The 14,175-nt window shown below is 63.6% G+C and carries 14 protein-coding genes; 4 read left to right on the top strand and 10 right to left on the bottom strand.

Going from position 1 to position 14,175, the window contains the following annotated elements; genetic code table 11:
• Window positions 1-29 precede the first annotated feature (29 nt).
• The 10 genes from IEV82_RS08060 to uxaC form a co-directional block, all read right to left on the bottom strand.
• Window positions 30-1,553: a UxaA family hydrolase gene (locus tag IEV82_RS08060; RefSeq protein ID WP_188481509.1), complete on the bottom strand. Its 1,524-nt coding sequence runs from the start codon at window positions 1,551-1,553 to the stop codon at window positions 30-32.
• Window positions 1,546-2,718: a mannonate dehydratase gene (gene uxuA, locus IEV82_RS08055; RefSeq protein WP_188481508.1), complete on the bottom strand. Its 1,173-nt coding sequence runs from the start codon at window positions 2,716-2,718 to the stop codon at window positions 1,546-1,548. The genes IEV82_RS08060 and uxuA overlap by 8 nt, the downstream gene beginning before the upstream one ends.
• The gene (locus IEV82_RS08050) at window positions 2,715-4,127 is read right to left on the bottom strand and encodes a mannitol dehydrogenase family protein (protein ID WP_373285192.1); all 1,413 of its coding nucleotides are present in this window, start codon (window positions 4,125-4,127) and stop codon (window positions 2,715-2,717) included. Before IEV82_RS08050 ends, uxuA begins: the two co-directional genes overlap by 4 nt.
• Window positions 4,117-4,857, bottom strand: coding sequence for a 2-dehydro-3-deoxy-D-gluconate 5-dehydrogenase KduD (gene kduD / locus IEV82_RS08045; RefSeq protein WP_308420411.1), 741 nt, complete (start codon window positions 4,855-4,857; stop codon window positions 4,117-4,119). Before kduD ends, IEV82_RS08050 begins: the two co-directional genes overlap by 11 nt.
• The gene (gene kduI / locus IEV82_RS08040; protein ID WP_188481506.1) at window positions 4,854-5,678 is read right to left on the bottom strand and encodes a 5-dehydro-4-deoxy-D-glucuronate isomerase; all 825 of its coding nucleotides are present in this window, start codon (window positions 5,676-5,678) and stop codon (window positions 4,854-4,856) included. The genes kduD and kduI overlap by 4 nt, the downstream gene beginning before the upstream one ends.
• Before the next feature lie 18 nt (window positions 5,679-5,696).
• Window positions 5,697-6,002, bottom strand: a complete 306-nt coding sequence (locus IEV82_RS08035; RefSeq protein WP_188481505.1) for a cupin domain-containing protein — start codon at window positions 6,000-6,002, stop codon at window positions 5,697-5,699.
• Window positions 6,003-6,010: 8 nt separating this feature from the next.
• Window positions 6,011-7,291: a TRAP transporter large permease gene (locus IEV82_RS08030; protein ID WP_188481504.1), complete on the bottom strand. Its 1,281-nt coding sequence runs from the start codon at window positions 7,289-7,291 to the stop codon at window positions 6,011-6,013.
• Window positions 7,291-7,800, bottom strand: coding sequence for a TRAP transporter small permease (locus IEV82_RS08025; RefSeq protein WP_188481840.1), 510 nt, complete (start codon window positions 7,798-7,800; stop codon window positions 7,291-7,293). Before IEV82_RS08025 ends, IEV82_RS08030 begins: the two co-directional genes overlap by 1 nt.
• A 71-nt stretch (window positions 7,801-7,871) precedes the next feature.
• On the bottom strand, window positions 7,872-8,852 hold the full coding sequence (locus IEV82_RS08020; RefSeq protein WP_188481503.1) for a TRAP transporter substrate-binding protein: 981 nt from the start codon (window positions 8,850-8,852) through the stop codon (window positions 7,872-7,874).
• A gap of 23 nt (window positions 8,853-8,875) precedes the next feature.
• Window positions 8,876-10,282, bottom strand: a complete 1,407-nt coding sequence (gene uxaC / locus IEV82_RS08015; protein ID WP_188481502.1) for a glucuronate isomerase — start codon at window positions 10,280-10,282, stop codon at window positions 8,876-8,878.
• Between the two features lie 167 nt (window positions 10,283-10,449).
• Here uxaC and IEV82_RS08010 point away from each other — a divergent pair, with 167 nt between their 5' ends.
• The 4 genes from IEV82_RS08010 (at window position 10,450) to IEV82_RS07995 (ending at window position 14,170) form a co-directional block, all read left to right on the top strand.
• The gene (locus tag IEV82_RS08010) at window positions 10,450-11,169 is read left to right on the top strand and encodes a GntR family transcriptional regulator (RefSeq protein WP_188481501.1); all 720 of its coding nucleotides are present in this window, start codon (window positions 10,450-10,452) and stop codon (window positions 11,167-11,169) included.
• Complete coding sequence (locus tag IEV82_RS08005) at window positions 11,166-12,089, top strand: sugar kinase (RefSeq protein WP_188481500.1); 924 nt, start codon at window positions 11,166-11,168, stop codon at window positions 12,087-12,089. Before IEV82_RS08010 ends, IEV82_RS08005 begins: the two co-directional genes overlap by 4 nt.
• Window positions 12,090-12,159: 70 nt before the next feature.
• Window positions 12,160-13,005 carry a MurR/RpiR family transcriptional regulator gene (locus IEV82_RS08000; RefSeq protein WP_188481499.1) on the top strand — a complete coding sequence of 282 codons (846 nt, stop codon included), beginning with the start codon at window positions 12,160-12,162 and terminating at the stop codon, window positions 13,003-13,005.
• Window positions 13,006-13,198: 193 nt separating this feature from the next.
• Window positions 13,199-14,170, top strand: coding sequence for a TRAP transporter substrate-binding protein (locus IEV82_RS07995; protein WP_188481498.1), 972 nt, complete (start codon window positions 13,199-13,201; stop codon window positions 14,168-14,170).
• Window positions 14,171-14,175 lie beyond the last annotated feature (5 nt).

Raw genomic sequence — 14,175 nt, 5'->3', positions numbered from 1 at the left:
ACAAGCCGCTAGCGTAGCTCGCGCGCGCCCTACATCACCGCGCCGATCTGCCATGGGACAAATTCGTGATCGCCAAGGCCAAGCGCTTCGGACTTGGTCGGCTGACCCGAGGCGGTGGCGCGGATCAGGTCGAAAATCTCGCAGCCTTTCTCGGCGATGCCGACGCCCCGCGACAGGATATCGCCGGAGTTGAGATCCATGTCGTCGGGCATCTGCGCGAACAGCCGGTCCGAGGTGGCGAGCTTGATCGTCGGCGCGGGTTTCGATCCAAAGGCCGATCCCCGCCCTGTGGTGAAAACAACAATCTGCGCACCGCCCGCGATCTGGCCCGTCACCGAGACCGGATCATATCCGGGCGTGTCCATGAACACGAGACCCGGCTCTGTCACCGGTTCTGCATACTCGTAGACAGCGGTCAGCGGGGTCGCACCCCCCTTGGCCGCAGCGCCCAGCGATTTCTCCAGAATGGTGGTGATGCCACCCTGCTTGTTGCCCGGGCTTGGGTTGTTGTCGAGCGAACCGCCGTTCTGCGCGGTATAGCGCTCCCACCACTTGATCTGCGCGATCAGCTTCTCGGCCACCGCGCCAGAGGCAGCACGCCGCAGGAGCAATTGTTCGGCGCCGTAAATCTCGGGCGTCTCGGACAGGATCGCGGTGCCGCCCTGCCCCACGATCAGGTCGCTGGCCACGCCAAGCGCCGGGTTGGCGGTGATGCTGGAAAACCCGTCCGACCCGCCGCATTGCAACGCCACCCGCAGCGCCGACATCGGCTGCGCACTGCGCCGTGCGGCGTTCACATCGCGCAGGATGCCCGCGACATGTGCCTTGATGGCGTCGATGGTCGCAAGGGTGCCGCCAGTGTCCTGTATGGTCAGCGCGTGCAGCCGGTCGGTGCCGGTCGTGCCGAAATGAGATTGCATCCGCGCGATCTGCATCACCTCGCAGCCCAGACCGACAAAGACCGCCGCACCCACATTTGGATGGGTCGCATGGCCCCAGAGCACCCGGTCGAGGATCTCGAATCCCGCGCCGCTGCCCGCCATGCCGCAGCCGGTGCCATGGGCCAGAGCCACGATGCCGTCGATATTGTCATACGCGTCCAGCAGGCCGCTGGACTCGATCTCTGACGCGGCACGGCGGATCACCGTGGCCGAACAGTTCACCGTCGCCAGAAGCGCGATGTAGTTGCGGGTGCCGACACGCCCGTCCGCGCGCAGATAGCCGTCGAAGGTCACAGGCGCGACCACCGGGATCGCCGCCTGTGCCGCTGCCAGATCGGCACCGATGGCATAGGCCTGTTCCGGGTTGTCGAACTCGCAATTGGCGGTATGGACATGGGCGCCCGCCGCGATGTCGGCGGTGGCCCTGCCGATGAACTGGCCGAACTTGAGAACCGGATCACCTGCGGCAATGGTCTGACGGGCGATCTTGTGACCCGCCGAGAGGGGCGCTGCCAGCGGCACGCCAAGACGCAACGGATCCTCGCCCGCCTGCGCCCGCGCACAGAGGACTGCCACGTTGTCAGATGGATGCAAGACCAGCGGATCAGACATGACCGATCCCCCGGATCACGCCGCGCAATTCCGCCAGACCGCGCAGACGACCGATCAGCGGATAGCCCGGCACGAAGTCACGGTCGTGATCGCTCAGCATGTGATGCCCGTGATCGGGACGAAACGGGATCGCGTCATCCGCACGGCCCGCGGCCCGCCGCCGCGCCTCTTCACCCAGCAGAACCCGCAAGAGCGCCACCATGTCCGTGTCCCCTTCAAGATGCGCCGCTTCCTCGAACGACCCGTCCGGTTCCTTGCGGACATTGCGCAGATGGGCGAAATGGATCCGCCCGGCGACCTGTGCGGCAATCGCCGGAACGTCATTGCCGGGATGTGCGCCAAGCGAGCCGGAACACAGCGTCACGCCATTGGCCGGGCTGTCCTGCGCGGTCAGAATCCAGTCCAGATCGGCGCCGGTCGAGACGATGCGCGGCAGACCAAGAATGTCGCGGGGCGGATCGTCGGGATGCACGCAGAGCCGGATGCCCAGATCCTCTGCCGCCGGAACCACCTCGGACAGGAACCGCGCGTAATTGGCGCGCAGGGCATCGCGGTCGATCCCGTCATAGCCTGCAAGGGCCTTGCGCAGGCCCGGAATGTCGTAGCGGTCGAACGCGCCAGGCATCCCCGCCATGATCGAGGACAGCAACTTGTCACGCTCAGTCTCTGTCGCCTGTTGGAACCACGCGGCAGCACGCACACGCACCTCGTCGCTGTAGTCGTCCTCGGCGGCCTGACGCCCCAGCATGTGAATCTCGAACGCGGCCATATGGGTCGCCTCGAACCGCAGGCAGGTGGCACCGCCTGCGACCGGGGCAGCCAGATCGGTGCGAGTCCAGTCCAGCAGCGGCATGAAATTGTAGCAGATCGTCCGGATGCCCTGCGCGGCCAGATTGGCCATCGACTGGCGGTAATTCGCGAAAAGCCCCGACAGATCGCCGTCGCCTGTCTTGATGCGCTCATGCACCGGCAGGCTTTCGACAACGGACCAGACAAAGCCCGCAGCCTCCACGGCACTTTTGCGTGCTGCGACTGCCTCGGAGGACCAGATCTCGCCATAGGGGATGGCGTGCAATGCGGTGACGATGCCCGACGCCCCGGTCTGCGCCACTTCGGCCAGCGTGATCGGGTCGAACTCGCCGTACCAGCGCCATGTCTCGATCATGCAAGCACCTGTGTGATCGCGGCGCGGGTGCCGTCTTTCCACAATCGCGTCGCGGCGATCGTGACCGGCGTTTTTAGCGCGGCGGCCAGATCCGCAGGAAACACGTCCCGAACTCCCAACAATGCAGCCACCTTGCCCTCGGGCGTATCGGCGCTGTCGGACACGGCGCGCAAACGCTCCGCCATCGGATCCCGCACGTCAATCGCCCGTCCATGTTCATCGACACCGCCGACATAGCGCATCCAAGAAGCCACGGCGAGGCACAGCGCCGGAGAGGCGTGCCCGCCCGCGACATTGGCCTCAAGGCTGCCCAGAATGCGCTGCGGCAGTTTCTGGCTGCCATCCATCGCGATCTGCCATGTCCTGTGGCGGATGCGGGGATTGGCGTACCGGTCGAACAGCGCATCGGCATAGTCGGTCAGGCTCACACCTTCTGGCGCCTGCACGGCGGGCATGATCTCGGACCAGAGCTGGCGGACATAAGACGCAAAGACAGGGTCCGCGACGGTGTCGGCAATGGTCTCGTGCCCGGCAAGATAGCCGGTATAGGCCAGCGCCGAATGGGTGCCGTTGAGCATGCGCAGCTTCATGTGCTCATGCGCGGTCACGTCCTGCACCATCTCGACACCTGCTGCCGCGAAATCAGGCCGCGCGCCGCCGACGAAATCATCCTCGATCACCCATTGGGCAAAGGGTTCGTGCATCACTGGCGCTGCATCGACATGGCCTGTCAGTTGGGCAACGCGGGCAATGTCGGCCTCGGTGGTGGCCGGCGTGATGCGGTCCACCATCGTCGATGGGAACCGCCCTTCGGTGGCGATCCAGTCGGCCAGCGTGGGGTCCAGTCGCTGCGCAAACTCCAGCACCAGACCGCGCACCAGACGGCCATTTTCCGGAAGGTTGTCACAGGTCAGCACGGTAAAGGGCGCGTTCCCCGCCGCGCGACGACGCGCCAGAGCACGCACCAGAAAGCCGGGAGCGGACATCGGCAGATCATGGGCAAGGTCGTGCTGGATGTCGGGATGATCGGTGTTCAGCGCGCCGGTGGACGGGTTGTGGCAATAGCCCTTTTCCGTGACCGTCAGGCTGACGATCCGAACCGCCGGGTCCGCCATCGCGTCAAGCACCGCGTCGGGGTCTTCGGGCGCGACCAGCACGTCGTTCAGAACATCGATCCAGCGCGTCTGCTCGCCTTCAGGCGCAAGCGTGACGGATGTATAGCCCCAGCCCTGCCCCTGCAGCGCATCGCGCGTGTCCGGGCTGCGCAGGGACACGCCTGTGATGCCCCAGTCACCACCCGACGCCGCCATCGCGTCGGCCACGAACACACATCCGAAGCCGCGAAAAAACGCGCCAAGGCCCAGATGCACGATCCCCGTCCTGGGGCCTTGAGCGGTGTCAGCGGGCAAGCCAGCCTCCATCGACATTGAGCACCGCACCATGCACGTATTTTGCGGCCGGGCTGGAAAGATAGACCGCAGCCCCCGCGATGTCCTCGGCCTGACCCCATCGGCCTGCCGGGATACGGTCGAGGATCGCCTGATTACGTTCCGGGTCGTTGCGCAACGCCTCGGTGTTGTTGGTCTCGATATAGCCGGGCGCGACCGCGTTCACGTTGATCCCCTTGGCGGCCCATTCGTTTGCCAGAAGCTTGGTCAGCCCTGCCACGCCATGTTTCGACGCCGTGTAGGATGGCACGCGGATGCCGCCCTGAAACGACAGCAGCGACGCGATATTGACCACGGCCCCCGTACCCTCTCGCGCCATCACCGCCTTGGCAAAGGCCTGCGTTGTGAAGAACAGCGCCTTGAGGTTCACGTCCATCACCGCGTCCCAATCGGCCTCGGAGAATTCGAGCGCATCGGCGCGGCGGATGATGCCCGCATTGTTCACGAGGATGTCGATCGGCGCATCCCCGAACAGCCCCTGCCCCGCCATCGGATCGGCGAAATCGACCAGCACCGACGACGCGCTTCCCCCGGCCTGCGTGATCGCCTCCACGGTCTCGTCACAGCTGCGCCGCCCGGCACAGATCACCTCGGCCCCGGCCTCTGCCAGTCCGACGGCAATGGCCTGCCCGATGCCGGTATTGGCGCCGGTCACCAGCGCGCGGCGCCCCGAAAGGGAAAACATGCTCACCTAAGATCCTCCATCGCCACCATGTCCATGTCGGTGAAATCGACATTATCGCCCGCCATCGCCCAGCAAAAGGTATAGGACGCGGTGCCTGCACCCGCATGGATCGACCAGGGCGGCGAGATCACCGCCTCTTCATTGGCCATGACGATGTGCCGGGTCTGCGACGGCTCGCCCATCAGGTGGAACACGCGCTGGTTCTCGGGCAGCTGGAAATAGAGATAGGCCTCCATCCGACGGTCATGCAGATGGGCAGGCATCGTGTTCCAGACCGACCCTTCGGCAAATTGCGTGTAGCCCATCAGAAGCTGGCAGCTTTGGCACACTTCGGGATGCAGGAACTGGATGATGACCCGCTCATTGGCGGTTTCGCGTGCGCCCAGCTCGACGCGGCGGGCTTCAGACAGTTTGATCAGTCGCGTCGGATAGGTATGATGCGCCGGGGCAGACAGCACGTAAAACCGCCCGTTGCCGCCGAATGTTACCGGGCCAGACCCCATGCCGATATAAAGAACCTCGCCACTGCCGATCTCGTAGGTTTCGCCCGCGACGCTGACAGTGCCCGCGTCGCCGATGTTCAGCACCCCCATCTCGCGCCGGTCCAAGAGCGATGGCGTGCCCGCCTCCTTGACCTGATCCAGCACCAGAGTGCCGCCCGCTGGCACCGCAGAGCCAAGAATCAGACGGTCGTAGTGCGAGTAGACAAGGTTGATCTCGCCCTCCGCGAACAGCCCCCCGACATGGAAATGATCCCGCAGCTGATCGGTGTCGAGCGTCTTGGCCGTGGCCGGGTCGATGGCGTGGCGGGTTTGGGTCTTGAGCATGGTGTCAGGCCTTTCGGGTCAGAGAAAATCGTCGCGGCGTGGCGTGAAGGTGTCGATCAGCGTGCCTGCTTCGCGGCAGCGGCAGCCGTGGCAAGCCCCGGACGGGATCACGACACTGTCGCCGGGGCCGAGGTCGTGCTCCACATCCCCCACGATAAACGTGAAGCGCCCGGATTCGACATAGGTCGACTGCACGTGTGGATGATCGTGCAGCTTGCCCTCCGCACCCTCTTCAAACCGGAAGGCCACCACCATCAGGTCCGGGTTTTCGGCCAGCACTTGCCGGGTCACACCCGGATCGGTTGGCACCACGGGATAGGTCATGTCTTTCCTCACCTGAACAGCGACGGCAGCCAGAGCGACAGCGCCGGAATGTAGGTCACGAGCATCAGCGTCACCAACGCCGCGCCGTAGAAGGGCCAGATGGTGCGCACCGCATCCCAGACCGGAATCCGCCCCACCGCACAGCCCACGAACAACACCGCCCCCACCGGCGGCGTACACAGACCGATTCCGAGGTTGAGGATCAGGATCACCCCGAAATGCACCGGATCGACGCCGAAGGCCGTGGCGACCGGCAGAAAGATCGGGGTTGTGATGACAATGAGCGGCGACATGTCCATGAACGTGCCAAGGAGCAGCAGGACGAGGTTCAAGAGCAGCAGGATGACGATCGGGTTGTCCGACACGCCCTGCAAGAGCGCGACCATCGACGCGGGCACGCGCGTATAGGCCAGCAGCCAGCCGAAGGCCGCCGCACAGCCGATCACCAACAGCACCATCGCGGTCGTCCGGACGGCAGCAAAGGTGGCTTCGATGAAATCGCTCCAGCTCAGGCTGCGATAGACAAAGAACGTCACCAGCAGCGCATAGACCACCGCGATATTCGAGGACTCGGAGGCGGTGAAAATGCCCGACCGCACGCCGCCAAAGATGATCGCCACGAGGATCAGACCGGGTGCTGCCGACACGAACAGGGTGCCCAGCATGCGCACGCCCTGGAACGGCTGGGTCGGATACCCCTTGCGCACCGCCATTCCCCACGCAGCCACCATCAGCAGACCGGCCAGCAGGAAGCCCGGAATGATCCCGGCGGTGAACAGGTCGGCAATGGAAATGCGCCCACCCGCCGCGATCGAATAGATGATCATGTTGTGCGACGGCGGCAAAAGCAGCGCGATGATCGAACTCACAACGGTGATGTTAACCGCGTAATCCGTGTCATAGCCACGCTCTTTCATCTGCGGCACCATCAGGCCACCGACAGCGCTGGCATCCGCCGCAGCCGATCCCGACACGCCGCCGAACATCACCGAGGACAGAACGTTGACCTGCCCCAACCCACCGCGCAGATGGCCGACGAACCCGCCGGCCAGCGCCACCAGACGTCGGGCAATGTCGCCGCGCACCATCAGGTCGCCCGCGTAGATGAAGAACGGGATCGCCATCAGTGCAAAGACCGACACCCCGGAATTGAGCCGCTGGAACACCACCACCGGCGGCAGGCCAAGATAGGCGATGGTGGCAAAGCTGGACACGCCGAGGCAGAACGCGACGGGCGTGCCGATCAGCAGCAGGAACGTGAAGGTTCCGAAGAGGACATAAAGTTCCATCAGTCGATCTCTGCCTCTTCGCCAAAGCGCGCGGTCGGAAGACCGGCAGCGCGGCGCGCGATACGTTCAGTTGAAAAAAGCACGATCAGGACACCGCCCGCGACAATCGGGGCGAAATCGAACGCACCTGAAATTCCGAGACTCGGCAGCTTGTTCCCGGCGGTGCGCTCGGCCAGTTGCCAGCCATACCAGATCATCCCGACGCCAAAGCCCGCGACGGCCAGATCGGAAAGCGTGTGCAGCACCAGCTTGATCCGCTGCGGGACGACGTAGAGCAGCACATCGAAGGACAGGTGATAGCCTTCGCGGATGCCGACTGCGGCGCCCAGAAAAATGAACCACCCCATGATCATGACCGAAGCGGGCTCGGTCCAGACGAGGCTGTCGTTCAGCACGTAGCGCCAGAACACCTGCGCCGCGATCAGAACGGTCATCAGGACCAGCCCGATCCCCGCGACCCACAGCGCGACCCGCGCCAGACGCCCCGTCAGAAGCGCTATCGTTTTCATCATGTCAGGCCTGCCCATCCTTGGAAGAGTGCCCGCCCCACGACTGTGCGCCGTGGGGCGGAGAGATGGGATTATTCAGTTGCCTGAATGTCCGCGACCATCTGCTGAAGCTTGGGCGAGGTCACGTATTTCTGGTAGACCGGCACCATGGCTTCGATGAACGGGGTCTTGTCGATATCGGTGATGATCTCGACACCCGCCGCGCGCACGCGATCTTCGGACACTTTTTCACGCTCCTGCCACAACTCGCGCATGACTGAAACGGAGTCGCGGGCCGCCTGACGGACGATGTCCTGATCCTCGGGCGACAGCTTGTCAAAGCTGGCTTTCGCCATGACCAGAACCTCGGGCACGATCAGGTGCTCGTTCAGCGTGTAGTAGCCAGCAACCTCGAAATGGCCCGAGCTGTCATAAGACGGCCAGTTGTTCTCGGCCCCGTCGATGACGCCGGTCTGGATCGAGGAATAGACCTCTCCGTAAGGCATCGGGGTGGCGTTCGCGCCCAGAGCAGAGACCATGTCGACAAAGATGTCCGACTGCATCACGCGGAACTTCATGCCCGCCAGATCCTCGATCGACCGGATCGGTTTCTGCGAGTTGTAGAAGCTGCGCGAGCCGCCATCGTAGAAGGCCAGACCGACAAGGTCATGATCGCTGAACGCATCAAGGATCTGCTGACCGACAGGGCCGTCCATGACCTTGTGCATGTGGTCGACCGAGCGGAAGATGAACGGCAGCGACGGCACCTGGGTTTTTTCGATGATGTTGTTGAACGGTCCAAGCGAGACGCGGTTCATGTCGATGACGCCGAACTGGGTCTGTTCGATGGTATCTTTTTCCTGCCCCAGCTGGGCCGAATGGAACACTTCGATGCAAAGACGCCCGTCTGTGCGCTCTTCCAGCATCTCGCCCATCTTCTGGACTGCGACAACGGTCGGGTAGCCCTCGGGATGGGTGTCCGACGACCGGAGCGTCACTTCGCAGGCCGACACGGCCGATATGAAAGCGACGCTTGCCAGCAAGGTCGCTCCGAGTGTTTTGACGTAATTCATGGTTTCCTCCCAGAAAATGGCTCTCAGAGCCGGTAAGCCTGCTTTGCAAGCCGGTATGCGAGGTCGGTTGCGACCTCGAATGCTTCGTCCTCTGCCAGCCGACCCGTGGCGATCAGGTTGGCAAGGAACGCGCAATCGACCCGCCGCGCCACGTCGTGACGCGCGGGGATGGAGCAGAAGGCACGGGTGTCGTCGTTGAACCCGACCGTGTTGTAGAACCCAGCGGTTTCGGTCGCCATTTCGCGGAACCGCATCATGCCTTCGTAGCTGTCATGGAACCACCAGGGCGGCCCCAGTTTCAGCGCCGGGTAGACACCCGCAAGGGGTGCCAATTCGCGTGCATAAGAAGTCTCGTCCAGCGTGAAGAGGATGATCGTAAGATCCGGGCGTTCGCCCACCGCGTTCAGCAACGGACGCAGCGCATGCACGTAATCGGTACGCGTGGGAATGTCGTATCCCTTGTCGCGTCCGAACCGCGCCATGATTGCGTCGGAATGGTTGCGCGCGGCGCCGGGATGGATTTGCAACACAAGCCCGTCGTCAAGGCTCATGCGGGCCATCTCGGTCAGCATGTGCCCGCGAAAGGCATCCGCCTCGTCATCGGTGCAGGCACCGCGCAAGGCCTTGTCGAACAGCGCCGCCGCCACGTCCTGCGGCAGGTCTTCAGTGCGCGCAGTGGGATGGCCATGATCCGACGAGGTGGCGCCGAATTCCATGAAATAGGCCCGCCGGTTGCGATGCGCGGCCAGATAGCCCTGCCACGTCGTGGCATCCTCTGCGGCCATCTCGCCCATCTTTTCGACATTGGCGGCAAAGCCCGGAAATTCGGGATCGACCACGGCATCGGGGCGGTAGGCCGTGACGACCTTGCCGGTCCAGCCGCTGTCGCGGATCATCCGGTGCCATTTGAGATCATCGATGGCGCTTTCGGTGGTCGAGATCGCCTCGATATTGAACCGCTCGAACAATGCGCGGGGGCGGAACGCGTCCTGTTTCAGACAATCGTTGATCTGGTCGTAGATCGCATCGGCGCTGGCGGCGGTCAGACGCTCCGTGATGCCGAAAACCTCTTGCAACGCGTGATCGACCCAGATCCGCGAGGGGGTACCCCGGAACAGGTGATAATTCGACGCGAACAAACGCCAGATCTTGCGCGGGTCCTGTTCGGTCTCTCCCCCATCGGCGCGTGGCACACCGAGCGCTTCGAGCGCGATGCCCTGCGAATGCAGCATACGGAAGACGTAGTGGTCGGGCGTCACGAACAGACGCGCGGGATCGGGGAACGGCGCGTTCTCGGCATACCATTGCGGGTCGGTATGGCCATGCGGGCTGATGATCGGCAGATCGCGCACCGTGTCGTAAAGCGCGCGTGCCAGGGTCCGCAGACCGGGATCGGGCGCAAAGAGCCGGTTGTCATCCAGTAGTGCCATTCATCCCCCCTTGGTCTCAGCGGGTTTGGCAAGCCGACTCCGCTAATGACTAATATCCTAGTTAAGCAATTCTGACACGTCAACTAATATCCTAGTTGCAAATCCCTGCGCGATTTGTGCTATGATGCGGAACAGGTGATGCGCAGAGGAAGGCCCAGACCGTGGACATGTCCGCCCAGAAAAAATCGGCTCCCCTGCCGCTGCCGCAACTTCGGCAACAGTTCCAACCGACCATCGCGGATCAGGTGTTCAAGGTTCTGCACGACCGCATCCTGTCGCTCGAACTGCCGCCCGAGACCAAGATATCGGAAGCCGAGGTCGCGGCGAAAATGGGCGTGTCCCGCCAGCCCGTGCGCGAGGCGTTCAAGCGGCTGGCCAATCTGGGGTTCCTGCAGATCCGCCCGCAGAGCGGCACGATGGTCAGCCTGATCTCCGAAGAGGCGGTCATGCGCGCGCGGTTCATTCGTCTGGCGCTGGAGATCCACACGGGGCGCACCGCCTGCGGGGTCATCACGGATGACGGGCTGCGCGCCCTGTCCGCGCTGATCGAGCAGCAGAAAGCCGCGATTTCCGACAACAACCGAACCAGGTTCCATGCGCTCGACGATGCGTTCCACCGCGAGATCTGCGTGCAGTCGGGTGTGGATTATGTCTGGGACGTGATCAGCGAGAACAAGGGCCACATGGACCGCGTGCGCATGCTGACCCTCGACACCTCCACGCAGAACCACGCGCTCGGGGAACATATCGCGATCCTCGACGCGATATCGTCGCGCGATGCGGACGCCGCCGCCGATGCCATCGACAAACACCTGTCGCGAATCCTCGTGCAGATCGAAGAGATCAAGGCGGTCAATCACAACTGGTTCACGGACAGCCCCCGGTGACGCGGATCGTCGCGATCGGGGAATGCATGGTCGAGATGGCCCCGCTTGCGGAGGCCGGCACCTATCGCATGGGGTTTGCAGGCGACACATTGAACACCGCTTGGTATCTGGCCAAGCTGCTGAAAGACCGCGCGCAGGTCGATTATTTCACCGCCGTCGGCACCGATGCCGTGTCGGACCAGATGCTGGCCTATCTGGACCGCGAAACCATCGGCACTGCGTCGATCCTGCGCCGGGCCGACCGGACGCCGGGGCTGTACATGATCCAGTTGCAGGACGGTGAACGCAGCTTCAGCTATTGGCGCAGTCAAAGTGCCGCCCGCACTTTGGCGCAGTCGGGTCAGGACATCGACACTGCGCTGCGCGGGGCTGACATTGCCTACGTCTCGGGGATCACGCTGGCGATCCTGCCCGACGCGGATCGCGTCACGCTCCTGGGTGCGTTGGAGCAGTTCCGCAGCGCAGGCGGCGCGGTGGTGTTCGATCCCAACCTGCGCCCCAAGCTGTGGCCAGATGCGAGCACCATGACCGACGCGATCATGCAGGCCGCGCGCCTGAGCGACATCGTCCTGCCCTCGCACGAGGACGAGGCGACGTGGTTCGGCGACGCGACACCGCTGGACACGGCGGAACGCTATGCGCATGCAGGCGCACAGACTGTTGTGGTCAAGAACGGGCCCGGCGAGATCGTGATGCTGCACGGGGGCAGGACCAGTCGCCACCATCCCGAGCCGGTGACGGACGCGGTGGACACCACCGCTGCCGGGGATTCATTCAACGCGGGGTTTCTGGCCAGCCGCATCATCGGCACATCGCTGGATCAGGCGGTCGAGAGGGCTGCACGGCTTGCGGCGCGGGTGGTGTCGCATCGCGGCGCGCTGGTGATCGAGGCGGTGTCGGCGGGCGACCTCATAAACTAGGCTTTTCCCGCCGGGCGATCTGCCGAAGAACGCACTTTACCTCTGGCTTCAAGAAAAGCACTTTGCAGGGATGAAACAGCGCCCTGCCAGAACCTTCATGTCCCGCGTCCGGGCCATCCTGCCCGATCTGCACCCGACCGAACGCCGACTGGCCGAAGCGGTGCTGGATTTTCCCGGCGACATGGCCGGGTATTCCGCGTCCGAGATTGCAGCACTGGCCGATGTGTCCAACGCCACGGTGTCGCGTTTCGTGCGCAAGCTGGGCTATGCGTCTTTTGACGAGGCGCGCAAGGCGGTGCGGGACGAAGGGCGCACCGGCTCTGCGTTGCTGCGGTTCGGCACCGGGCCGGACGACACGATCAGCACGGCAGCACGCCATTCCGAGCAATCGCGCCTGAACCTCGATGCCACCTATGCCGGGTTCGCGCCCGACGAGATCGACGCGCTGGCCCATGCGCTGCACAGCGCGCGGCGCGTCTGGATCGCGGGGTTTCGCGCGGGCTATCCGCTGGCCAGCTATCTTGGCTGGCAGATCAAGCAGGTGGTGCCCAACGTGTCGGTCCTGCCCCATCCGGGAGAAACGCTGGCCGAATCCGCGGCGACCTTCGAACCCGAGGACGTCGCCGTGATCCTGTTGCTGCGGCGCAACCCCAAGCTGGCCTGGTCGCTGGCGGACACGGCGGTCGAGTCGGGCGCACAGGTGGCGTTGATCGGCGATGTGCAATCGATGGAGGCCCTGCCCGCCCGCTGGCACATCACCTGCGACACGACATCGTCGGGACCGCTTCTGAACCATGTGAGCGTGATGGCCGTCTGCAACCTGATCGCCGCGCGCACCTTGGAGATGTCGGGGTCGTTCGGGCGGCAGCGGATGGGCGATATCGAAGACATGCACGACCGGCTGTCCGAGCTGTAACCCGTCAGATCAGCGATTCATCACCGGGCAATTTGCACACGGAGTACCCGGATCGTTGCCTAAATTTCAGGCAATAGCAGGCGAATTCCCTTGCGCATGCGAGAAAACATTATTTCTTGTATGCGATAACTGAGAAAAATCATTTTCACGATCAGCAAGTTTCCACCATGTCTTTAGTTAGGAGAATCGGACCATGACCAAACATCTGCTGTTTGCAGCGACCATCGCCGCCCTGCCCGCTGTCGCCTCGGCGCAAACCGTGCTTCAGATCAATTCGTCCCTGCCCGAAGGAACGTTCGCCCACGTGTTCCTGCAGGAATACGAAACCCGCCTCGAAGCAGCCGCTCCGGGCGAAATCGACGTTCAGATTTTCATGGGCAGCACCCTCGGCAAGGAAGAGGATGTGCTTCAGGGTCTGTCGCTGGGCACGCATCAGGCCTCGCTGTCGGCCTCTGCGGTGGCGCAGATCAACAGCCGCAGTGCCATTTTCGACCTGCCTTACCTTTTCGAGGACCGAGCCGCGGTTCAGGCCTTTGCCGCCAGCCCGGCGGGCGAGATGCTGGCCGAAGGGTTTGACGGCACCGGCATGGTGCTTGCCGCGATGTGGGACAACGGGTTCCGCCAGATCACCAACGATGTGCGCCCGATCGTGGTGCCAGCCGACCTCGAGGGGCTGAAGATCCGCACCCCCACCAGCAAGCAGCGCGTCGAGATGTTCAACACGCTGGGCGCGAACGCCACGCCGCTGTCCTTTGGCGAGGTCTATTCCGCGCTCGATCAGGGCACCATCGACGGGCAGGAAAACCCCGCCAACGTCGTGGACACGGCCAAGCTCTACGAAGTGCAGGACTACATGTCGCTGTCCAACCACGTCTACCTGCCGACCTTCCTCGTGTTCAGCGAAACCTTCCTTGCCGGTCTTGATCCCGCGCTGAAAGACACGGTCATGAGCGTCGCACAGGACGTGGCCCCGTGGAGCTTCGAGTGGGGCGAGACAACCGACACCGAGACCATCGCCGCGCTGTCGGACAAGATTGCCGTGAACGAGATCGACTTTGCCGCCTTCCAGGCCGCAGCGGCCCCGCTTTACGAAAGCCCGACCTTCGTGGACGTGATCGGTGCAGACATGATCGCCGCGACCAAAGCCGCCCTTGGCATCGAATAAGGTAC

Source organism: Marivita lacus (assembly GCF_014637725.1).
GTDB classification, from domain to species: domain Bacteria; phylum Pseudomonadota; class Alphaproteobacteria; order Rhodobacterales; family Rhodobacteraceae; genus Marivita; species Marivita lacus.
The sequence above is the reverse complement of the archived record's forward strand: the minus strand, read 5'-3'. Positions and strand labels throughout refer to the sequence as shown.

Excerpts from the sequence above, each read along its gene's own strand:
- IEV82_RS08010 (WP_188481501.1), top strand. The coding sequence starts at position 10,450 with ATGTCCGCCCAGAAAAAATCGGCTCCCCTGCCGCTGCCGCAACTTCGG.
- uxuA (WP_188481508.1), bottom strand. The coding sequence starts at position 2,718 with ATGATCGAGACATGGCGCTGGTACGGCGAGTTCGACCCGATCACGCTG.
- IEV82_RS08025 (WP_188481840.1), bottom strand. The coding sequence starts at position 7,800 with ATGAAAACGATAGCGCTTCTGACGGGGCGTCTGGCGCGGGTCGCGCTG.
- IEV82_RS08000 (WP_188481499.1), top strand. The coding sequence starts at position 12,160 with ATGAAACAGCGCCCTGCCAGAACCTTCATGTCCCGCGTCCGGGCCATC.
- IEV82_RS08030 (WP_188481504.1), bottom strand. The coding sequence starts at position 7,291 with ATGGAACTTTATGTCCTCTTCGGAACCTTCACGTTCCTGCTGCTGATC.
- IEV82_RS08020 (WP_188481503.1), bottom strand. The coding sequence starts at position 8,852 with ATGAATTACGTCAAAACACTCGGAGCGACCTTGCTGGCAAGCGTCGCT.
- kduI (WP_188481506.1), bottom strand. The coding sequence starts at position 5,678 with ATGCTCAAGACCCAAACCCGCCACGCCATCGACCCGGCCACGGCCAAG.
- IEV82_RS08035 (WP_188481505.1), bottom strand. The coding sequence starts at position 6,002 with ATGACCTATCCCGTGGTGCCAACCGATCCGGGTGTGACCCGGCAAGTG.
- IEV82_RS07995 (WP_188481498.1), top strand. The coding sequence starts at position 13,199 with ATGACCAAACATCTGCTGTTTGCAGCGACCATCGCCGCCCTGCCCGCT.
- IEV82_RS08060 (WP_188481509.1), bottom strand. The coding sequence starts at position 1,553 with ATGTCTGATCCGCTGGTCTTGCATCCATCTGACAACGTGGCAGTCCTC.
- uxaC (WP_188481502.1), bottom strand. The coding sequence starts at position 10,282 with ATGGCACTACTGGATGACAACCGGCTCTTTGCGCCCGATCCCGGTCTG.